The organism is Brevibacterium linens ATCC 9172, from assembly GCF_900169165.1.
GTDB lineage: Bacteria > Actinomycetota > Actinomycetes > Actinomycetales > Brevibacteriaceae > Brevibacterium > Brevibacterium linens.
The window spans coordinates 13664-33457 of record NZ_FXYY01000023.1 but is presented as its reverse complement, the minus strand read 5'-3'; the positions used below and the strand labels follow the sequence as shown (position 1 = coordinate 33457).

The 19794-nt window shown below is 64.1% G+C and carries 18 protein-coding genes and 1 pseudogene; 12 read left to right on the top strand and 7 right to left on the bottom strand.

The window, feature by feature from the left end; all coding sequences use genetic code 11:
• Window positions 1-102: 102 nt before the first annotated feature.
• Both BLIN9172_RS14490 and BLIN9172_RS18630 read right to left on the bottom strand, forming a co-directional pair.
• Window positions 103-1845: an RNA/DNA-binding domain-containing protein gene (locus BLIN9172_RS14490; protein WP_101555663.1), complete on the bottom strand. Its 1743-nt coding sequence runs from the start codon at window positions 1843-1845 to the stop codon at window positions 103-105.
• A gap of 88 nt (window positions 1846-1933) precedes the next feature.
• On the bottom strand, window positions 1934-2059 hold the full coding sequence (locus BLIN9172_RS18630) for a hypothetical protein (RefSeq protein WP_257904174.1): 126 nt from the start codon (window positions 2057-2059) through the stop codon (window positions 1934-1936).
• A gap of 255 nt (window positions 2060-2314) precedes the next feature.
• On the opposite strand from BLIN9172_RS18630, the gene BLIN9172_RS14485 reads away from it, so the two are divergent.
• Window positions 2315-3586, top strand: a complete 1272-nt coding sequence (locus BLIN9172_RS14485) for an MFS transporter (protein WP_101555662.1) — start codon at window positions 2315-2317, stop codon at window positions 3584-3586.
• A gap of 104 nt (window positions 3587-3690) precedes the next feature.
• Here BLIN9172_RS14485 and BLIN9172_RS14480 read toward each other — a convergent pair whose 3' ends face one another.
• On the bottom strand, window positions 3691-4608 hold the full coding sequence (locus BLIN9172_RS14480; protein WP_101555661.1) for a sulfite exporter TauE/SafE family protein: 918 nt from the start codon (window positions 4606-4608) through the stop codon (window positions 3691-3693).
• 395 nt (window positions 4609-5003) lie between these two features.
• Between BLIN9172_RS14480 and BLIN9172_RS14475 the strand changes: the two genes are divergently transcribed.
• The 10 genes from BLIN9172_RS14475 to BLIN9172_RS14430 all read left to right on the top strand — a co-directional run bounded on the left by BLIN9172_RS14475 (window position 5004) and on the right by BLIN9172_RS14430 (window position 14808).
• Entirely contained in the window at window positions 5004-5801 is a 798-nt protein-coding gene (locus BLIN9172_RS14475; protein ID WP_101555660.1) for a sirohydrochlorin chelatase, read from the top strand.
• 137 nt (window positions 5802-5938) lie between these two features.
• Window positions 5939-7666 (top strand): nitrite/sulfite reductase, encoded by a 1728-nt coding sequence (locus BLIN9172_RS14470; protein ID WP_101555659.1) that lies wholly within the window; start codon window positions 5939-5941, stop codon window positions 7664-7666.
• A complete protein-coding gene (locus BLIN9172_RS14465; protein WP_101555658.1) occupies window positions 7663-8463 on the top strand; it encodes a phosphoadenylyl-sulfate reductase in 801 nt (266 codons plus the stop codon). The genes BLIN9172_RS14470 and BLIN9172_RS14465 overlap by 4 nt, the downstream gene beginning before the upstream one ends.
• A complete protein-coding gene (gene cysD / locus BLIN9172_RS14460; protein WP_101555657.1) occupies window positions 8460-9425 on the top strand; it encodes a sulfate adenylyltransferase subunit CysD in 966 nt (321 codons plus the stop codon). The genes BLIN9172_RS14465 and cysD overlap by 4 nt, the downstream gene beginning before the upstream one ends.
• Window positions 9425-10822, top strand: a complete 1398-nt coding sequence (locus BLIN9172_RS14455) for a sulfate adenylyltransferase subunit 1 (protein ID WP_101555656.1) — start codon at window positions 9425-9427, stop codon at window positions 10820-10822. The genes cysD and BLIN9172_RS14455 overlap by 1 nt, the downstream gene beginning before the upstream one ends.
• On the top strand, window positions 10819-11628 hold the full coding sequence (cobA, locus tag BLIN9172_RS14450) for a uroporphyrinogen-III C-methyltransferase (protein ID WP_101555655.1): 810 nt from the start codon (window positions 10819-10821) through the stop codon (window positions 11626-11628). Before BLIN9172_RS14455 ends, cobA begins: the two co-directional genes overlap by 4 nt.
• On the top strand, window positions 11625-11951 hold the full coding sequence (fdxA, locus tag BLIN9172_RS14445) for a ferredoxin (RefSeq protein WP_062239356.1): 327 nt from the start codon (window positions 11625-11627) through the stop codon (window positions 11949-11951). Before cobA ends, fdxA begins: the two co-directional genes overlap by 4 nt.
• Window positions 11952-12024: 73 nt before the next feature.
• A complete protein-coding gene (locus BLIN9172_RS14440; protein ID WP_180956979.1) occupies window positions 12025-13431 on the top strand; it encodes an FAD-dependent oxidoreductase in 1407 nt (468 codons plus the stop codon).
• Window positions 13432-13737: 306 nt separating this feature from the next.
• The gene (locus BLIN9172_RS14435; RefSeq protein ID WP_101555654.1) at window positions 13738-14175 is read left to right on the top strand and encodes a helix-turn-helix domain-containing protein; all 438 of its coding nucleotides are present in this window, start codon (window positions 13738-13740) and stop codon (window positions 14173-14175) included.
• 54 nt (window positions 14176-14229) lie between these two features.
• The gene (locus BLIN9172_RS14430) at window positions 14230-14808 is read left to right on the top strand and encodes a PIN domain-containing protein (protein WP_101555653.1); all 579 of its coding nucleotides are present in this window, start codon (window positions 14230-14232) and stop codon (window positions 14806-14808) included.
• 99 nt (window positions 14809-14907) lie between these two features.
• Here the strand turns inward: BLIN9172_RS14430 and BLIN9172_RS14425 are convergent, their stop codons facing one another.
• The gene (locus tag BLIN9172_RS14425; protein ID WP_101555652.1) at window positions 14908-15435 is read right to left on the bottom strand and encodes a hypothetical protein; all 528 of its coding nucleotides are present in this window, start codon (window positions 15433-15435) and stop codon (window positions 14908-14910) included.
• Window positions 15436-15660: 225 nt separating this feature from the next.
• Here BLIN9172_RS14425 and BLIN9172_RS18885 point away from each other — a divergent pair.
• Window positions 15661-16584: pseudogene (locus BLIN9172_RS18885) on the top strand (APC family permease); the annotation flags it as partial.
• Window positions 16585-16770: 186 nt separating this feature from the next.
• Here the strand turns inward: BLIN9172_RS18885 and BLIN9172_RS18880 are convergent.
• The 3 genes from BLIN9172_RS18880 to BLIN9172_RS14400 form a co-directional block, all read right to left on the bottom strand.
• Window positions 16771-17562 (bottom strand): universal stress protein, encoded by a 792-nt coding sequence (locus tag BLIN9172_RS18880; protein ID WP_373270466.1) that lies wholly within the window; start codon window positions 17560-17562, stop codon window positions 16771-16773.
• 188 nt (window positions 17563-17750) lie between these two features.
• The gene (locus BLIN9172_RS14405; protein ID WP_101555650.1) at window positions 17751-18701 is read right to left on the bottom strand and encodes a universal stress protein; all 951 of its coding nucleotides are present in this window, start codon (window positions 18699-18701) and stop codon (window positions 17751-17753) included.
• Window positions 18702-18826: 125 nt separating this feature from the next.
• A complete protein-coding gene (locus BLIN9172_RS14400) occupies window positions 18827-19777 on the bottom strand; it encodes a universal stress protein (RefSeq protein WP_101555649.1) in 951 nt (316 codons plus the stop codon).
• Window positions 19778-19794 lie beyond the last annotated feature (17 nt).

The following is a 19794-nucleotide window of genomic DNA, read 5'->3' as shown; positions in this document are numbered from 1 at the left end:
GAGCCAGGGTTCCGGCGCGGCTGTAATTACCGTCGGTACATGGTGAAGACCCGTCCGGCGGGAGAAGGCGTATGAAGTCGGACAGCGAAGAAGGCTGATTCGTCAGCTTGCACGATAGTTCGTTGTGCGGTGGCCTTGACCGCCTTCCATCAGAATCAGCGAATGCGCAAGCAGATCCTTGATCGCGTACCGAGTCTGCCGCGTCGTCAGACCAGTACTTTCGGCAATCGCGGCAACAGTGGACGAACCAGACGAGATTGCGTCGAACACAGCGGGAGCATTCTTTGTCAGTCTTGAATCCGAGTCAGATTCCGACGCGACAGGGCTGGTCTGCGAATTCGAGTCAGGTTGGCGGACACGTTGTTCTTCGCGCGGCCCCAATTGACGGGCGTCACTGTCGAATTCAGTTTCCAACAGATGCCAGCGAACCAGCTGACTCAGCTGCTCTCTGGCCTCTTCAGAAGTCAACGGGGAGAACTCGCTTCGAAGCGCCTCAATATCCCGCGGTTGTTCATCTCGGGCTTTCAGCATTACTTGCTTCTGCAGATGCGTAAGCTCTCGGCCGTCGGCAGCGTCCTTCAGCCACGCAGTATCCTCATTGGAGAACGCGGAACCGCGCCAAAGCTTGGCGACGAACTGAACGCCGTTGTCGGAAAGGCGCGGGCGGCGAAGGTCAGACTCCATTGTGGACCGTAGGATCTCCTTCACTCCTCCGCCTTCTCCCTCAATGATGTTCTCGCCGTCCGATGTTCGAAGGTCCTTCGCAATTCGGTAGAGACGCTGATTCACAGCAACCTGAGCAGGGGAGCTGCTGGTGATCTGTGACAGAGTGAGACCGCGTAGGCCTCCCGGGCTGATGATGGTTAGGGCTTTTTCACTGATGCGGATTTGAACGGATTTTCCGTATCCGACGGTATCCGGGCCCAGATCGCGGTGCACAAGCGCGTTTGCAATGGCCTCCCGAATAGCTCTTGACGGCATTTCCAGCACATTGCGAAGGTGACCGTTCGCCATGTACTCCTGCCTTGAAGTTAGGTTGGCAACGGTCCACTCCATCAGTTCTTCCAGCAGAATCGGCAACGGGCCATCGAAATGCCGGAGGTTCTGTGTCCGAGCGTTTCCGCCGTCGCGAGGAAGTTGGACCGCAGCGGTTACTTGCAGAGCGGGCAACCGACCCTGTGGGTAGATGCCTAGGGCATAGAGACCTGCAACAGTCAATTCATTTGAATGTGTCACGATTGCCAGTTGTTTGAGGACCGAAAGATCATCCTGGTCGCGCAACCGCTTGGTGTTCCGTGCTCGGTTGAGAAACGCAGTGGTCAAATCATCGTCAAGATCGTCTGGTGAAGTTCCTGGAACCGACTCAGCATCGTATTGAATTCGTTCGACATCATTCAGCCGGGTGACCTCCAACATGTGGATGTCGGTTGGGCTCATCACGTAATCGCCGTCGGCCTGACGGAGATAAGCTTCTCCTTTGTATCTTGCAGGTTTGTCTTGTGCGGGAAGGCTGGCGACTCGAACCATGACAACCGCGATGCCGTCATAGTGGATGGTTTCGGTCGTCAGTTGTGGAGGAGGACTGACAGTTGAGCGTGTCACACTGACAATTCCTGCTTCAATTGTTGCTGGATCTGAAACGCCGCTTATGGAGAAGTCGCTTGCTTCATCGACGCCGAGTATGAGCAATCCGCCGGAGGGCATATTGGCAAAAGCCGAAATCGTGGCCCCAATGTCGCGAGGAAGTTCTTTCGCAGAGCGTTTGACCTCGATGTCGGTTGTATCTCCACGCTGGACACGCAGATCATCGAGAACTGCGTTGAGGTAGTTCTTCGTCAGCTCCATGAACGAAACTTACACTCAATATTTGTCATTTTGCAAGTGTGAAGTGTCACTGTTGTCAGTGTCGTCACTTTGGCTGTAGGTATCGCTGTCAGTCATGAGTCTCCACCAGGGTATTCAGAGGGACGTCGACGTCGATGTTTTGCAGGTTGTGCACGCGGGCGCCGCGCACCTCGACCGCTGTGGCAGGGGCAGGATTGCGGGCTTCGGTCAACATATCGTGATCGTAACAACCAGCACTGACGTGCCGGACGCTTGCTGAGACAGTATTTGCGACCGGGTATGACCGGACTACAATCGTCACGCTGACGACAACAGGGCCACGCTCGTCAGATCGGAGACACCGAACAGAACGACAGCCAGCAACACCGGCCCCGGATGGCGAGCAACGGTGCCTGCATCCCGTAAGCCAACGAACCACCACCGGCTCCGCCGACCACGGCAGTCGGTCACCTAGAAGAAGAGGCACACGATGACTGAGACACCCGTCGAGTCCCGCGAAGAGAAGTCGCGGGCCCGCAAGGCCGTATTCGCGGCTGGACTGGGCAATGCCCTCGAGTGGTACGACATCATCCTCTTCGGATTCATGGCCACCTCGATCACGGCGGTCTTCTATCCGGGCGAGGGCCTGTCCGCGCAGCTGATGACCTGGGCGACGTTCGCCATCACCTTCGTCGTCCGCCCGCTCGGCGCCATCCTCATCGGCCGCTACTCGGACAAGCACGGCCGCAAGTCCGCCCTGTCGCTGACGATCGGTCTGATGACCCTCGGCGTGTTCATCATCGTCATCCTGCCCGGCGAAGCGACCATCGGCATCTGGGGCGCGATCGGCCTGATCATCGCTCGCATCATCCAGGGCATCTCCGCCGGCGGCGAATTCGGATCCGCCACAGCCTTCCTCACCGAGAATGCCAAACGAGGCAAGGCCTACTACGCCTCCTTCCAGACCGCGACCCAGGGCATCTCAATGTTCCTGGCCGCCGGTATCTCGTGGATTCTCAGCTCGACTCTGAGCGAAGAGGCCCTGCACTCCTGGGGCTGGCGTGTGGCCTTCGCCCTCGGTCTGCTCATCGGACCCGTCGGCTGGTACATCCGCTCGAAGATGGACGACACTCCCGAATTCAAGGCCGCCGAGAAGACCGACAACCCGCTGCGCGTCCTCCTCAGTGAGAACTTCGGTCGCCTGTTCTCCGCGTTCCTCATCATCGCGATGGCCACGATCTCGGTCTACCTCATCACCTTCCTGCCGCAGTTCGCCGTCACCAACCTCGGCCTCGACGCCTGGGCATCATTCCCCGGCGCCGTCGTCGCCGGTGTCATCACCCTCACCGGTGCCCCGTTCGCCGGCCGCCTGGCCGACCGCGTGGGTCCGACGACCGTGATGATCCCGACGACCATCGTCGGCATCATCGTCGCATGGCCGATGTTCATCCTCCTGACCGCGAACCCGTCGATCAGCGTCCTCACCCTGTGCGAGGCGATCGTCGGCCTGTTCATGGTCTTCTACTTCGGCCCGATGCCGGCCCTGCTGTCCGAACTGTTCCCCGTCAAGGTCCGCAGCTCCGGCATGACCATCGCCTACAGCTTCGGCGTCGCGATCTTCGGCGGCTTCGCCCCGCTCATCCTCACCGCCCTGCTCGGTGCGACGGGTCTGCTGACCGTGCCCGGCTTCTACTACGCCGGCCTGTCGCTGCTGTCTCTCATCGGCGTGATCATGGCTCGGAAGCTCTACAGCCAGCGCTGACTTTCGCCATCACCTCACGCGGATCAACGCGAAACTTGAAAAGCACGTCACTAGCGACGTGCTTTTCAAGTTTCGCGTTGATTGAGAAGGGTAGGCGGCGGTGATCAGCTGCCGATGGTCGCTTCGGCCTCAGCTTCCGCGGCTTCCTCAGCCTTCCGGGCCTTCGCGGCTGCCCGCTCGACGCGGACGACGTGGGCGATGAGGGCAAACCAGACGAGAGCCAAGCCGGCGAGCGTCAGCCACACCGTCGACGCGTCGAGTCCGAAGGTGAGCAGGATGGTACGGATGTTTGTGAGGATGATGATTCCGCCCGCGGCGACCGCAAGCACCTTCGCCGGCAGCAGCTTCACCAGCCACGCGGCAAAGGGGGCTGCGATGACGCCGCCGATGAGCAGTGCCGCCACGATCTGCCACTCGATGCCCTGCGATCCCAACGCGATGAGGAACCCGAGCGAACCGCCGACGGCGACGACGAACTCACTCGTATCGATCGACCCGATGACCTTCCGCGGCTCCAAACGGCCTGATGAGAGCAGCGTGGTCGTCCCGACCGGACCCCAGCCGCCACCGCCGATGGCATCGAGCGCTCCACCGACGAAACCGACCGGCACGAGCATCCCCGCACTCGGCCGTGACTTGAACTCCGGGCGCTTCCCACCCAAAGCGAGGAACCGCCAGATCACGTACACCCCGAGCGCGAGCAGGATCCCCGAGATCCACGGGGTCGCAGCCTCCCCGTTGAGACTGGCGAGGAAAGTCGACCCGAGGACCGCGCCGATGAAGCCGGGCCCGGCGAGGATGCCCACCGTCCGCCAGTCGACATTGCCGAACCGGTGATGGGAGATCCCTGACACCAGACTTGTGCCCAGTTCAGAGAAGTGCACCGCCGCCGAGGCGGCCGCAGGTGCCGTCCCCGCCGCGAGCAGCAGCGTGGTTGAGGTGACCCCATAGGCCATCCCCAATGATCCGTCGATGAGCTGAGCGATGAGGCCGACGATCCCGAGGACGATGAGCTGACGCATGTGCTTGCCTTTCGTGGATGACGCGAAGGAGGTGGAGGCGCAGACGGTGAGGACGACGTCGACTCAGCGGACGTGTCGGACGCGCAGAAGTGCGTTGACATCACACACTAGCGAAACTGTTGAGCAGATTGGGAAATCCACGGCAATCCTACGAACTCGGTCGCCGTGTGTCGAAAGATGACGCCAGATGGCGAAATTTCGCCGATGAACAGCCCGTATGCGGCGCCGATGCGGATGGGTTACGCTATGCGAGTGTATTCAATCCGAACGATCACTGCTCGCCCTGATTGCTCAGTCGTTGAGCAATCAGTCTGCCTAGTGACCTTGACGGCCCCGGGGCAGGTGCGGGAACGGGCTCAGAGGCTTACGCAGAGAATCGCTGAGGAAGGAGCGCTATGACGGGGCTGCCGTCGGTGGGGCTGATCTCCCACGGGACCTCATCGCCGACCGGCCAAGTCCTCATCGAGGTGCTCGCCGCAGAGATCGCCACAGACCTGCGCATTCGCGGGATTGCCGACGAGGTCATGCTCGGCCATGTGGACGTCCAGCAACCCGACGTCGACGAGGTGATCAACCGCCTGCCCGCCGACCGTCCGGTGATCCTCGTGCCGCTTCTGCTCTCGCCGGGGTATCACGTCCATGTCGACCTCGCCGAGGCGGTCGGTCGTGCCGCTGAATCGGGCCGTGATGTTCGACGGGCCCCCACGCTCGGCCCCGATCCGAGGCTCGCAGAGATCCTCGCCGATCGACTTCCGGCTTTGAGCGACAACGACGAGGTCATCCTCGCCGCTGCCGGATCGAGCGACGAGCGGGCGAACGAGTCATGTCGTGAGATGGGCAGGCTGTTGGCCGCAGAGCTCGAGCGTCCAGTCGAGGTCGGCTTCCTCGCCGGTGGGGGAGTGCCGTTGAAGGAGCTCGTCGAAAAGAGCCGTAGCCGCGGAACCCGCCCCGCGCTTGCGAACTATCTGCTGGCGCCGGGCTTCTTCGATGACCTCGCGCGCAAACTCGTCGACGGCGGCAGTGACTCGTCCGGTGTCCTTTCTCCGCCGCTGCTCACCAACGGAAACAGCGGCGCCGAGGTGCCGCCCCGGCTCGTCGATGTCGTCCGTGACCGAGTCCGCGCATGCACCCAGCCCCGCGGTCATGCCGGCACCCAACCCCACGCCTCTGCCCCGGACATGCTCAATGCCTGACCGCACCCACAGCAGACCGACAGACCGTGACGCCATATGTCACTCCATGACACAATCACCTCCGGTAAGTTGTTGAGCAATTCGGCATTCATGTAGCGTGACTCATCACTGGTTCCCCTCAACGTTTGGAGACAGCAATGTCCACTCAGGTGGAAGAGAACAAGGAAACAGCAGGTAAACGAGCCGCAAAGCGGCCTGCCCGCCCGAAGAAGTCCAATGGGCAGTGGAAGATCGACGGCCATGAACCGTTGAACAAAAACGAGATCGACAAGGCCGAAGACAACGGCCTCAACGTTCGCGCCCGGATCGAAACCATCTATGCTAAGCAGGGATTCTCTTCGATCGCCTCCGACGACCTGCACGGCCGCTTCCGCTGGTGGGGCCTGTACACCCAGCGCAAGCCCGGAATCGACGGCGGCCGCACCGCGAAGCTCGAACCGCACGAGCTCGAAGACGAATACTTCATGCTCCGCATCCGCATCGACGGCGGCAAGCTCACCACCGAGCAGCTGCGCACGATCGCCGACATCTCCACCGAATTCGCCCGCGACAGCGCCGATCTCACCGACCGCCAGAACATCCAGCTGCACTGGATCGAGATCGAGAGCATGCCCGAGATCTGGCGCCGCCTCGAAGCCGTCGGACTCCAGACCACCGAAGCCTGCGGCGACGTCCCCCGCGTCATCCTCGGCTCACCCGTGGCCGGCATCGCCGCCGACGAACTCATCGACCCGACCCCGGCGATCGAAGAGATCTCCCGCCGCTACATCGGCGACCAGTCACTGTCGAACCTGCCGCGCAAATACAAGACCGCGATCACCGGCCACCCCAGCCAGGACGTCGTCCACGAGATCAACGACTGCTCCTTCGTCGCCGTCGACCACCCCGAACACGGCGTCGGCTACGACCTGTGGGTCGGCGGCGCCCTGTCCGTCGTCCCCCGCTTCGCCGAACGCCTCGGCACCTGGGTCGCCCCCGACCAGGTCGTCGACACCTGGCTCGGCGTCACCCAGATCTTCCGCGACTACGGCTACCGCCGCCTGCGCAACAAAGCCCGACTGAAGTTCCTGCTCGCCGACTGGGGTCCGGAGAAGTTCCGCGAGGTCCTCGAAACCGAATACCTCGGCTACAAGCTCGCCGACGGCCCGGCACCGGCCAAACCGATCACCGCAGGCGACCACGTCGGCGTGCACAAACAGGCCGACGGCCGCTACTACATCGGCGTCACCCTCATCGCCGGCCGCGCCTCGGGCACCCTGCTCGGCCAGCTCGTCGACCTCGCCGAGAAGTACGGATCCACCCGCCTGCGCACCACCCCGCACCAGAAGGTCCTGCTGCTCGACATCGACGAAGCCGATGTCGATGACGTCGTCGCCGGACTCGACGCCCTCGGCCTGTCCAGCCGCAAGGACCTCTTCCGCCGCTCGACCATCGCCTGCACCGGCATCGAATTCTGCAAACTCGCCATCGTCGAGACCAAGCAGACCGCCGCCGACGCCGTCGAGAAACTGGAAGCACGGCTGGCCGACATCGAGGAGCTGCCGCACCCGATCAGCTTCCACCTCAACGGCTGCCCGAACTCCTGCGCCCGCATTCAGACCGCCGACATCGGACTCAAAGGCCAGATCGTCACCACCGACGAAGGCGAACAGGTCCCCGGATTCCAGGTCCACGTCGGCGGAGGCCTGGCCTCGAAAGACCGCGACGAAGCCGGCCTCGGCCGTACCGTCCGCGGACTCAAGGTCACCGCCGAGAACCTCACCGAATACGTCGAAACCCTCGTCCGCCGCTTCCTCGCCGGACGCGGGGTGACCGAAACATTCTCCGAATGGGCCAACCGCGTCGACGAAGAGGAGCTGAAATGAGCACCACGAACCCGGCCCCGACCGCATCCCCCAACCCGGCAGCAACAACTCAGACACCGACGCGGCCCCGCCCCGAACCGCGTCCCGTCGAAGAGCTCAAAGCCCTCGCCGAGGCGGGTGCCCGTGAACTCGCCGGTGACCCGGCGGGCGGTGTTCCCGAGGCCAACCCCGCCGACGTTATCCGCTGGGTCTCCCGGAACTTCGACACCGCGGCCTGCGCCGTGGCCTGCTCGATGGCCGACGCCGCCCTGCCGCACTACGTCGCCCAGTACCAGCCCGGCGTCGACGTCCTCTTCCTCGACACCGGCTACCACTTCCGCGAGACCTACGACACCCGCAACGAGGTGGCCCGCCGTGTCGACGTCCACATCGTCGACGTCCTTCCGGAGCAGACCGTGGGGGAGCAGGACGCCGAATTCGGCAAGGACCTCTTCGCCCGCGACCCCGGCCTGTGCTGCGCCCGCCGCAAGGTCGCACCACTGAAGAAATCGCTGAACGGCTACGAACTCTGGTTCACCGGAGTCCGCCGCGACGAGGCTCCCACCAGGACGAACACGCCGCTAATCACCTTCGATGAGAAGAACGGCCTCGTCAAGGTCAACCCCCTGGCCGCATGGTCGTTCGACGACCTCCTCGACTATTCACGCGCCTTCGACGTCCCGGTCAACCCGCTGCTGTCGCAGGGATACCCGTCGATCGGCTGCCAGCCCTGCACTCGCCCCGTCGCCGAAGGGGAAGACCCCCGCGCCGGCCGTTGGGCCGGATCGACCAAAACAGAATGCGGACTCCACACATGAGCATCGACACCCAGTACAACCACGACACCCACACCACCACCGAGGCGGCACCCACCCACAACCCGGGCGCGAGCCTGTCCACCCTCGACGTCCTCGAATCCGAAGCGATCCACATCATCCGTGAGGTCGCCGCCGAATTCGAACGCCCCGTGCTGCTCTTCTCCGGCGGCAAGGACTCCGTGACCGTCCTCCACCTCGCGGCGAAGGCGTTCTGGCCGGCGAAGATCCCGTTCGGACTCCTCCACGTCGACACCGGACACAACTTCGACGAGATCATCCGCTTCCGCGACGAGACCGCAGAGAAGTACGGCCTCGACCTCACGGTGGCGAAGGTCCAGGACTACATCGACGACGGTCGCCTGCGCGAACGCCCCGACGGCACCCGGAACACCCTGCAGACCCAGCCGCTGCTCGATGCCATCACCGGCGGGAGGTTCGACGCCGTCTTCGGCGGCGCCCGCCGCGACGAGGACAAGGCCCGCGCGAAGGAGCGGATTCTGTCCCTGCGCGACGAGTTCGGCGGTTGGAACCCCAGCAGCCAGCGCCCCGAACTGTGGAACCTCTTCAACGGCCGCCACCTGCCCGGCGAACACGTGCGCGTGTTCCCGATCTCGAACTTCACCGAACTCGACGTGTGGAGCTACATCGCCCGCGAAGGCATCGACCTGCCCGAGCTCTACTTCGCCCACGACCGCGAAGTCTTCGCCCGCGACGGCATGTGGTGGGCCACCGGCGAATTCTCCACCCCACGCGACGGCGAGACCGTTACAACCGAGAAGGTCCGCTACCGCACCGTCGGAGACATGAGCTGCACCGGAGCCGTCGAATCGAGCGCCGATGACCTCGAGTCCATCCTCGCCGAGGTGGCCGCCACCACTGTGACCGAGCGCGGAGCCACTCGCGCCGACGACCGGATCTCGGCCTCGGCGATGGAAGACCGCAAGAAGGACGGGTACTTCTGATGACGACAACCACTGACGCAACCGCCACCACCACCGAGGCGACCGCGACCTTGGACACGACGACGAAGACGCTGCTGCGCTTCGCCACCGCCGGATCCGTCGACGACGGCAAATCCACCCTCGTCGGCCGGCTCCTCCACGAGGCGAAGGCGATCCTCGCCGACCAGCTCGCCGCCGTCACCGCAACCAGCCGGGAACGCGGGTTCCTTGGAGGTGAGTTCGACTTCGCTCTGCTCACCGACGGTCTGCGGGCCGAACGCGAACAGGGCATCACCATCGACGTGGCCTACCGGTACTTCGCCAGCGACCGTCGCTCGTTCATCCTCGCCGACTGCCCCGGACACGTGCAGTACACGCGGAACATGGTCACGGGAGCCTCGACCGCCGATGCCGTCGTCGTCCTCATCGACGCCCGCACCGGAGCGACCGAACAGACCCGCCGACATCTGACCGTCGTGTCCCGCCTGGGCATCCGCCACGTCATCATCGCCGTCAACAAGATCGATCTCGTCGACTACGACCAGGCAGCGATCGAGACCGTCGGAAACGACATCAAGACCCTCGCAGACGAGATCGGGTTGGAGACCCCGCACCTCATTCCGATTTCTGCGCTCGCCGGGGACAATATCGCCACCACCTCGGACAACACACCGTGGTACTCCGGCCCGGCACTGCTCGAACTCCTCGAGACCCTGCCGAGCGCGGATGAGGACACCGCCGACCTCGAGGCTTTCCGCCTCGACGTCCAGACCGTGCTGCGTCCGCAAGGGGGACTGGCACCGGGACTCGACCCCGAGGAATTCCGGGACTACCGGGCCGTGGCCGGACAGATCACGGCCGGGCGGGTCAGCCTCGGCGATGAGATCGAGATCCATCCTGCCGGGCTGACAACGAGGGTGACGGGCATCGATACTGCCAGTGGACCGCTTGAGACCGCGAGTGCGCCGCTGTCGGTGGCGCTGCGGTTGGCCGATGACGTCGATACCGCTCGTGGCAGCGTCATCGCCGCGGCCGGCACCCTGCCCACCCCGCGCCGGGAACTGCGCGCCGAGGTGTTCCCGTTCACGGCCGAGGGCCTGCGCACGGGGGATCGGGTGCTCATCAAGACGGGGACGACGACCGTGAAAGGGATCGTCACCATCGAGGCCAAACGCAACCTCGAGACCTCAGGCTTGGAGGACGCCGAGGTGCTCGCCGGCAACGACATCGGCCTGGCCCGGGTGAAGCTGTCGGCCGAACTGCCGGTCCCGGACTTCCGCGACCACGGCACGGCCGGAGCGTTCGTCGTCATCGACCCGCAGACGGGCAACACCCTCGCCGCGGGAATCCACACTCCCGAGGCGGCCCACTCCGCCGAGGCCACCCGCACCGCCGAATCCACCGAGGACCAGTCATGACACTCTTCCTCCCACAGCAGCCCGGAACGGTGCTGCTCGTCGGTGCCGGACCGGGCGATCTCGGACTGATCACCGTCACCGGTCTTCGCGCCTTGGAACGCGCCGATGTCATCGTGGCCGACCGCCTCGGCGCCCGATCGGTCATCGATCAGCTCGAAACCGAACGCGGTGCACCCTTGGATGCCCGGATCATCGACGTCGGCAAGCAGCCGGGGCACCACCCGGTGCCGCAGAGCGGGATCAACGACATCCTCATCACACAGGCGAAGATGGGCCACCGGGTCGTCCGACTCAAGGGCGGGGACTCGTTCGTCCTCGGACGTGGGGGAGAGGAGGTCACCGCCTGCCGGGCCGCCGGAGTCGATGTCCGCGTCGTCCCCGGGGTGACCAGCGCGAACGCCGTTCCCGCGGTCGCCGGAATCCCGCTTACCCACCGAGGTGTGGCCACCTCGTACACGGTCGTGACCGGCCATGACCAGCTGTCCGAGATCGGCGGGGGACGCGACCACACCGTTGTCGTGCTCATGGGAGTGGGCACACTCATCAATTCGGCGATGGTGCTCGCCCGATCGGGGCGCGGTGACGACTGCCCGGTCGCGATCGTCGAAGACGGTTTCGGTGAGAATCAGCGGGTGACCATCGGAGCCCTCGGCGACATCGCCTTCCGCGCGGCTCGCCGAGGCGTCCGGTCACCGGCCGTGATCGTCGCCGGTGATGTCGTGACCCTGAGCCCCTACGCCGATGGTGCGTTCACCCAGGCGACCGAGCCTGCCGCATCGTCATCCGAACTCGTGAGGAACCCATGACCTACATCATCGCCCAGCCGTGCGTGGACCTGAAGGACCGAGCCTGCATCGAGGAATGCCCGGTCGACTGCATCTACGAAGGCACCCGCTCCCTCTACATCCATCCCGACGAATGCGTCGACTGCGGAGCCTGCGAACCCGTGTGCCCCGTCGAGGCGATCTTCTACGAAGACGATGTGCCCGATGAGTGGGAGGCCTACTACGCGGCGAACGTCGAATTCTTCGACGACATCGGATCCCCGGGCGGAGCAGCCGCCCACGGGGTCGTCAAGAAGGACCATCCTTTCATCGCTGCACTGCCGCCGCAGAACACCGACGACTGAACACTCAGCGACTCCACGCTCCCTTCTGACGAGCAACTCCTCGCTCCACCACGACGACTGATCAAGGAAACTCATGCCTGCTATTCCCTTCAGAGTGGCCATCATCGGTGCCGGTCCCGCCGGCATCTACGCCGCCGACCTGCTGACCAAGGCCGAACACGACCTGGAACTGAGTATCGACCTGTTCGAACGCCTGCCCTCTCCCTTCGGGCTCGTCCGCTACGGAGTCGCCCCCGACCATCCGCGGATCAAGGGCATCATCAATGCCCTCATCAAGGTGCTCGACCGCGGTGACATCCGCCTGTTCGGCAACGTCGAATACGGAGCCGACATCAACCTCGGCGAGCTCACCGACCGCTACGATGCGGTGATCTTCTCCACCGGCTGCTTCGTCGACGCACCGCTGTCGCTGCCCGGGATCGACCTGCCTGGTTCCTACGGTGCCGCCGACTTCGTCAACTGGTACGACGCTCATCCCGATGTCGCCCAGACCTGGCCGCTCGATGCGGAGAAGGTCGCCGTGCTCGGCAACGGCAATGTCGCCCTCGACGTGGCTCGGGTGCTCGCGAAGCAGGCCGATGACCTGCACACCACGGAGATCCCGGACCACGTGTACGAGGGCCTGAAGTCCTCGAAGGTCACCGACGTCCACGTGTTCGGCCGGCGTGGTCCCGCGCAGGCAAAGTTCACTCCGCTGGAGCTGCGTGAGCTCGGACAGGTCAAAGACGTCGACGTCATCGTCTACCCCGAGGACTTCGAGTTCGACGAGGCCTCGGAGGAGGCGATCCGGTCGAACAACCAGACCAAGCAGGTGACGAAGACGCTCACCGACTTCACCCTGCGGGAGCCGACGGGAGCGAAGCGGCGACTGCACCTGCACTTCCTCCACGCGCCGGTGGCCATCCTCGGCGAGGATCGGGTAACCGGGCTGCGCACCGAGCGGCAGGAGCTCGACGGGACCGGTGGGGTCAACGGCACCGGGGACTTCCACGACTGGGACATCGATGCCGTCTACCGGGCGGTCGGCTATGCGGGCACGCAGCTGCCGCAGCTGCCCTTCGACGAGCACAAGCGTGTGATCCCCAACCACGAAGGACGCGTCGTCGACGCGGAGTCCCAGGCTGGAGCCGCCGAGGCCGATGTCGTACCCGGCGTGTACACCACCGGCTGGATGAAGCGCGGACCGGTGGGACTGATCGGCCACACGAAGGGAGATGCGCTGGAGACGATCGGCCACATCCTCGACGACCAGTCCGCGGGCGCGCTGACCGGACCCGTGTATGAGGACCCGGATTCGATCGTCGAGTTGCTCGAGTCGAAGGGCGTCGACTTCACCGATTGGGAGGGCTATCACCGGCTCGAGGCCGCGGAGAAGGCCCTCGGTGAGGCCGAGGGACGTGAGCGCGTGAAGATCGCGACCCGGGAAGCCATGCTCGCCGAGGCACGGGCTCACCTGACCGCGGAGGCGAACGCCGGCTGATTTCGCCGAGGCGGCTGGGGGGAACTGAGGCCGTGGTCGCCGGCTGTGGTTCGGCCTCCCCGTCGTTCAACGACGAATCAGGTTTTCGACGCTGCCTCGTATCGATAACCTGATCCGCCGCTGATCGAGGCTCGCGGGACTCGTGCGTTTCTGGACCGTCAGCCGCTGAGGCTCAGATAACAGCTCGAAGCGTTCCTCTGTTCGACCCGGTGAGCGGCGAAGCTAGGCACAACCCGCTTCACTTATAAGTGAAACATTGCTATCCTCTTCGTATAGCTATGAACGTAGACCTGGGAAGGGGTGACTATGTCAGCCTTAGCTTCTTCCGAGCGGATCACGATCAGCGATCAGACCGTCAAGGACGCCCGAGACACTGTCATTCCTGGAGGGGCCTCGCTTGTGCTGCGCCTCGCCGATGGGGAAGAAGTGGAGCTTCCGACCAGCATTCAACAGACACTATTGCATGCTCTGAAGTTGATTGCGCAACAGGGTTCTGTTTCTATTGGCCAATTGCCAGTGGAGCTGACCAGCACGGTGGCGGCAGATCTGCTCAGCATTTCGAGGCCGACTCTGATGAAGTGGGTGGCCGAAGGCCGAATCGGCTCCTACAAGAAGGGGTCGCATACGCGTTTCAACAGGGATGAAGTGTTGGACCTGCGCCAACGAAATGCGGCTGCTCGCCGTTCTGCCTTCGAAGAGCTGCGCAGCCTGGATGAGGAGCACGAAGGGTTCCTCGCCGACTGATAGGCAGTATCGACTGGCTGGAGTGGGAAGTCCCACTCCAGCTAGTCTTCTGTTATGCCCCAGCGAGTTTTTGTTGACGCAAACATCTTCTATAGTAGGACCCTCCTCGATTGGCTGTACTATTTGAGGCAAGCCAACGAGGGCATGTTTCAGTTGCATTCAACTGAGGACGTCTTCGCCGAAGTGCTGGCCAATATGCGAGAGAAGGATCCCACTGCGCCTGGGCATGTGACACGACATCGTTTGGAGCTCATGCAAGAGTGCATCGATGAGGTGATTCAGGACTTCCCCGGTGATGCCGAGTTCACCGGTACAGACTCGGAGGATTACCATGTCCATGCGGCGGCGCTGGGAGCCCGTTCGGACCTCGTCGTCACTGCTGATAAGCCGAGCGGAATCACCACCACGCCAGATGCCCAACCGTACGAAATCATCTCTCCGGACGATTTCTTCATGCTCGTTGTCGATTCATCGCCGACGTGCCTTCTGCCGATTGTCCGCCTCCAGTTCGACTATTGGAAAACGAAGCCGAATCATCGACAGCTCGACGACGCGCTCGAGAGAGCCGGATGTCAGCAATTCGCTTTGCGCGTGCGTGCGGCGCTGAGCCGGTTGGCGCAGACCGTCTATTGACACCTGTTTGGCAACTCTCGAGACGGCGGCGTCTCGATCCAACACTATTCCGGTGGGGTGGAGAACGGTTGGTTCGGGACGCTCAGGAGCTTATGCAGATCATGACTTCTGCTGAGGAAACGGGCGGAAGCCATCGACGTCGAGGGCGACGTCTGGATGCCGATATCGCGCCCAAAGATCATGGCCGTCCCAGTCCTCTGGCATCCTGTCCCGCAGTTTGGCCCGTGTCAGCTTCTCGTCCTCTTCTCCGGTGATGATTGCCCATGGCGTGGCAAGGAGGTCGGCTGCGATTTCAGCGGCCGTTGGCACTTCCTGATTGTCGAGTCGTTCATACCAGCCGGCGATGCGGAGTTTCATCGGGTAGACATGCTCTCCCACAAGGCGTGGTTCCGGATGGTTCGCACGTGCGAACGCTGCGGGAGACCACAGGGCGCCGTCGACTCGTCTCCGGTGGCCCTGACGAGTTTCGCGCGGCTTGTCCCAGAAGGCATCTGTCGCATGCCTGAGCAGCTTGCGGCCGGCGGCGCCTCGATTTCCTCTCTGCTGGTGCACCAGTTTCAGGACCTCGAGTATGACGCGTGCGTCCTCGAGATCCTGCTGGCTCAGGTCAGATGTCGTCTGTCGCATATTTCCACAGTAGCTGCGTAAGCGGTGCTTGGGTGGTTAGAAGCCGCCGGCGGCCACATAGTGGCCCGAAACCTTCCATTATTCGACCGTTTGGTCGAGAACCCTTCCGCGTCGCCCTGTAAAGCCATGACCTCGACTGATAACCCGGCTATGTAATTGACATCACCGACTCTCAAGAGAAGACTGACCGCGGATATTCTGCCTTCACAAATCTGGGAGGCGAAGGTGCCCTCAACAAATCCGCTGTCATCGGGCTCGCATACGAGCGTGACAGGCGTCCATGACAGAGGTCTTAAGCGCGATATCGGCAAGACCGGTCTGCTGTTCACCGGAGTCGGCGCGATCATCGGATCGGGTTGGCTCTTCGGTGCTTTCGACGCCGCCAGCATGGCTGGTCCGGCCGCGATCCTGTCGTGGGCCATCGGCGCCATTCTCATCATCTTCGTGGCGCTGAACTACTCTGAGCTCGGAGTCATGTTCCCGGTCGCCGGCGGTGTCGTCCGCTACCCGCACTACGCCTTCGGATCGTTCGCCAGCTACACCAGCGGGTGGATCACCTGGCTGTCAGCGGCCGGAACCGTCGGCATCGAAGTCCTCGCTGCCATCCAATACGCCTCGAGCTATCTGCCGTGGCTGATGGAGTCGAAGGAAGGCGTCCTCGTCCTCACCGTGCCGGGCATCTTCGTGAGCATCGCGATGGTCGCGGTCTTCTGCGTCATCAACATGTTCGGTGTGAAGTTCTTCGCTCAGTTCAACAACGTGCTCGTGTGGTGGAAGCTGCTCGTCATCGTCCTCGTGTTCGTCGGCCTCGCGCTGCTCGCCTTCAACCCCGGTCACTTCCACATGGCCGAGTTCGGCGGATTCGCACCCAACGGGCTCGCCCCGATCTTCGCCGCACTGCCGGCAGCCGGCATCGTCTTCTCCTACCTGGGATTCCGCCAGGGAGTCGAGTTCGCCGGTGAGACGAAGGACCCGCAGAAGAACATGCCGTTCGCCGTGATCGGCTCGATCGTCCTGACCGGCATCATCTACATCCTCCTGCAGGTCGCCTTCATCGGAGCCGTCCCCACCGAGCTGCTCCAAGACGGCTGGGGCGGACTGTCGTTCTCGAACTCGGCCGGTCCGTGGGCGGAGATCGCGATCATGCTGGGTGCGATGTGGCTGGCCATCATCCTCTGCGCAGCAGAATCGGCGCGACCTTCCACCTCGCCGAGGCGGCCGAAGCCCACCGGGCCCTCGAAGGCGGGGGAGTGCGGGGCCGGATCCTCATCCTTCCCTGACCGGGACACGGCTCTTCGCATACTCAGGACGCGCGAGGGCGGCGCCCCGGTGGGACTATCGCTCTGCCTGTTCGGTCGGCACCACCATGACCGGTCCCTGCGCGCGGTTGAGGACTTCGCGGCTGATGGAACCGAGCAGTGCCGACCTGACCGCGCCGCGACCGCGCGTGCCGAGCACCGTCAGCTGCGCCGTGCGGGTCATCGCCTCAAGAACATCACCCGGGTCGCCGAGTTCGACCTCGACCGTGATGTCGAGGGAGGGATGGCGCTGACGCAGCCAGTCGATCGACTTCTCCAGCGTTCCCGTGAGATTGCTCCGACGAAGCTCTGCGGTCGTGTCGTAGACTTCGAGGTCCGGGTACCAGTACCTCCATTCCCGCAGGAGCGGCATCGCCGTGAGCACCTGCAGAGGTGCCTCGAGACGCTGCGCGTGCTGCGCGGCCAGCAGCAGGACCGGGCGGCTGCTTTCGGAGAGATCGACTCCCGCGACCACCGGTGCGGCGGTCCGCACGGGGGCGGAGGCTTCCGGATCCTGCCCGCCAGCCGGTCGGCTCTCCTCGGGGACGACGACGGTGGGGCACTGCGCATGGGCCGGCAGGGCCGCGGCCACCGAACCGAGCAGCTGACCGAGGAAACCGCCGCGGCCGCGGGCGCCGACGGCAAGCGTCTGCGCCCGGGCGCTGAGAGCGGCGAGCACTCCGGCCGGGCTGCCTTCGGCCGTTGAAAACGTCACCTCACCCGGGTAGTCGCGCAGAAGCTCCCGCGCGATATCGAGGAGCTGGTTGGCCCGATCCCGCTCGGCCCGAGCTTCGGGCGAGACGAGGACCGCGGGCTCACCGGTGTACATCATCGGCGGGAGCCGATACACGGTGACGACCGTGAGGCCGAACCGCTGCTCTGCGCAGCGACGGCGGCCCAGCGCAGTGCGGACCGGGCGGGCTCCGAACCGTCGAAGCCCACCAGGACACCGGCATCGCGATCGGCCGAAGCGAAGGGAACCGTGCCATTCATGACAGGACCCTCTCCTCTAGATGATCACGACTTGCGGGGCACGATCATCACCGCGCCCTGAGCGTTGTTGAGCACACCGCGGGAGACGGAACCGAGCAGTGCGCTGCGCACCGCGCCGCGGCCCCTGCTGCCGACGACGGTCAGCCGCGCTGTCGCGGTCCTGTCGGCGATGACGTCCATGGGCTCGCCGATCTCGACATCGATGGAGATGTCCAGGTTCGGGTGATCGTCGAACAGCCACGCGTGGTCGTCTCTGATCATCTTCTCGAGTTCGTTCTTGCGCCGCTGGCTCGACTCGTTCTGCAGCCGAACGTCGGGGTACCAGTACAGCCACTCCTCCATCAGCGGCATGATCATGAGAATCTTCAGCTCCGCGGCCGTCTCCTCCGCTGCGTGCGCGGCCTGCTTGAGCACCTCGGCGCTCTGGGCTGAGCCGTCGATCGCGACGACGACAGGACCGTCCTGCTGGTGGTCGACGAACTTCCCGGGCTCGGCGTCCGCCTCGGCGGAGTCGGTGCCGGGGAACACGATCGTGGGGCAGTGGGCGTGTGCCGGCAGGGCTGAGGACACCGAGCCGAGCACGCGGCCGACGAAGCCGCCGCGTCCGCGAGCACCGACGACGACCAGCTGGGCGCGCCTGGTGAGATCGGCCAGGGTGCCGGTGGGGTTGCCCTCGGCGACACCGAGGATGAGTTCACCCGAGTAGTCGCTGAGGAATTCCTTGGCCACATCGAGTGTCGCCTCGGCGAGCTCCCGCTTGGCACGGTCATCCGGCTGCGCCTGCAGCGAAGCCATATTGGGATAGACCGGGACAGGAACCGTATAGGCGGTGACGACGGTCAGAACCGTCTTCCGGCGAAGCGCTTCGGTCGCGCCGAACTGCAGAGCCGCTTTGGCATGGTCGGAGCCGTCGAAGCCGACCAGGACCCCAAGGTCACGGGAGCGCATGTCGGCGGCGGTGACATCGTCGTACATCTTGAACCTCCTGCCGGGGTTTCACAGATTCCGAGCGATGGCGACAACCCCGCAGCGAAAGCGCCATCGTCAGGATCCATTATAGCCTGTTTCTACACTATGTAGAATTTTGCGCGGTCGATTCGTCACTGCGCGGTCTTGTTGGGCACGATCAGCACGGGCGACCCCGCCCGGTTCAGCATACTCCGGCTGACCGAACCCAGCAACCGGCCGGCCGGACCGCCGCGACCGCGGTTGCCCATCACGATGAGTGCTGCGCTGCGCGAAGCGTCAAGAAGCACGTCGGCTGCCGAGCCTTCGACAAGCTGAAGGCGTGAGACCAGACCGCTGCCGCTTTCGGTGACCGCTTGTGTCACCTCGTCCAGATGGTCGGCGTATGCCCGGTACTCCCCGGCATGCTCGTCCGCCGAGGCCCCACGTGAGCTGCCCGCATCAGTGGGGACGACGGAGACGAACGCGAGTCGACGGCCGCTGAGTTCGGCGGCACGTGCGGCGACCTCCGCGACCGGCAGTGCGGAGGAATCCCGATCGATTCCGGCAACGATCTCGTTCTCGAAACCGGGCTGAGCCTGCTGAGCCTCCGCGTTCGGTCCCTCGGCATCTTCGGTTCCAGGTGCACCCTTGCCGTGGTCCGGGAGCGGGATGACGAGGACCGGGCAATGCGAGCGCGCTGCGAGTGTGCCCGAGACTGTGCCCAGCAGTCGGCTCGCCAGCCGATTGCGGCCACGTTTGCCGACGACCGCCAGGCGCGAATAGCGGCTGGCCTCGGCGAGGACTTCTCCTGCGTCTCCCTCGATGGCCTGGGCGGAGGCGTCGATGCCGGCCTCACGCGCCTCGGCGGCATATTCCTCGAGCAGGTCCTGGGTCGAGTGCCCGATGCTGCGATGATGATCGTCGGAGATCCTCGGGGCGTGACGATGCGGAATCACCGGAACGCTGTAGGCGCCGATGACCCGGAGCGAACAGTTGTGCTCCTTGGCCATCGTCATGGCGGACAGGAACGCGTGGCGGCTGTTGTCCGAGCCGTCGACTCCGACCAGAATATCGGCCGGTGGGAGCGTGAAGAGTGCAGTCATAGCCTCACCGTACGCGA

Excerpts from the sequence above, each read along its gene's own strand:
- BLIN9172_RS14490 (WP_101555663.1), bottom strand. The coding sequence starts at position 1,845 with ATGGAGCTGACGAAGAACTACCTCAACGCAGTTCTCGATGATCTGCGT.
- BLIN9172_RS18630 (WP_257904174.1), bottom strand. The coding sequence starts at position 2,059 with ATGTTGACCGAAGCCCGCAATCCTGCCCCTGCCACAGCGGTCGAGGTG.
- BLIN9172_RS14485 (WP_101555662.1), top strand. The coding sequence starts at position 2,315 with ATGACTGAGACACCCGTCGAGTCCCGCGAAGAGAAGTCGCGGGCCCGC.
- BLIN9172_RS14480 (WP_101555661.1), bottom strand. The coding sequence starts at position 4,608 with ATGCGTCAGCTCATCGTCCTCGGGATCGTCGGCCTCATCGCTCAGCTC.
- BLIN9172_RS14475 (WP_101555660.1), top strand. The coding sequence starts at position 5,004 with ATGACGGGGCTGCCGTCGGTGGGGCTGATCTCCCACGGGACCTCATCG.
- BLIN9172_RS14470 (WP_101555659.1), top strand. The coding sequence starts at position 5,939 with ATGTCCACTCAGGTGGAAGAGAACAAGGAAACAGCAGGTAAACGAGCC.
- BLIN9172_RS14465 (WP_101555658.1), top strand. The coding sequence starts at position 7,663 with ATGAGCACCACGAACCCGGCCCCGACCGCATCCCCCAACCCGGCAGCA.
- cysD (WP_101555657.1), top strand. The coding sequence starts at position 8,460 with ATGAGCATCGACACCCAGTACAACCACGACACCCACACCACCACCGAG.
- BLIN9172_RS14455 (WP_101555656.1), top strand. The coding sequence starts at position 9,425 with ATGACGACAACCACTGACGCAACCGCCACCACCACCGAGGCGACCGCG.
- cobA (WP_101555655.1), top strand. The coding sequence starts at position 10,819 with ATGACACTCTTCCTCCCACAGCAGCCCGGAACGGTGCTGCTCGTCGGT.
- fdxA (WP_062239356.1), top strand. The coding sequence starts at position 11,625 with ATGACCTACATCATCGCCCAGCCGTGCGTGGACCTGAAGGACCGAGCC.
- BLIN9172_RS14440 (WP_180956979.1), top strand. The coding sequence starts at position 12,025 with ATGCCTGCTATTCCCTTCAGAGTGGCCATCATCGGTGCCGGTCCCGCC.
- BLIN9172_RS14435 (WP_101555654.1), top strand. The coding sequence starts at position 13,738 with ATGTCAGCCTTAGCTTCTTCCGAGCGGATCACGATCAGCGATCAGACC.
- BLIN9172_RS14430 (WP_101555653.1), top strand. The coding sequence starts at position 14,230 with ATGCCCCAGCGAGTTTTTGTTGACGCAAACATCTTCTATAGTAGGACC.
- BLIN9172_RS14425 (WP_101555652.1), bottom strand. The coding sequence starts at position 15,435 with ATGCGACAGACGACATCTGACCTGAGCCAGCAGGATCTCGAGGACGCA.
- BLIN9172_RS18880 (WP_373270466.1), bottom strand. The coding sequence starts at position 17,562 with ATGTACACCGGTGAGCCCGCGGTCCTCGTCTCGCCCGAAGCTCGGGCC.
- BLIN9172_RS14405 (WP_101555650.1), bottom strand. The coding sequence starts at position 18,701 with ATGTACGACGATGTCACCGCCGCCGACATGCGCTCCCGTGACCTTGGG.
- BLIN9172_RS14400 (WP_101555649.1), bottom strand. The coding sequence starts at position 19,777 with ATGACTGCACTCTTCACGCTCCCACCGGCCGATATTCTGGTCGGAGTC.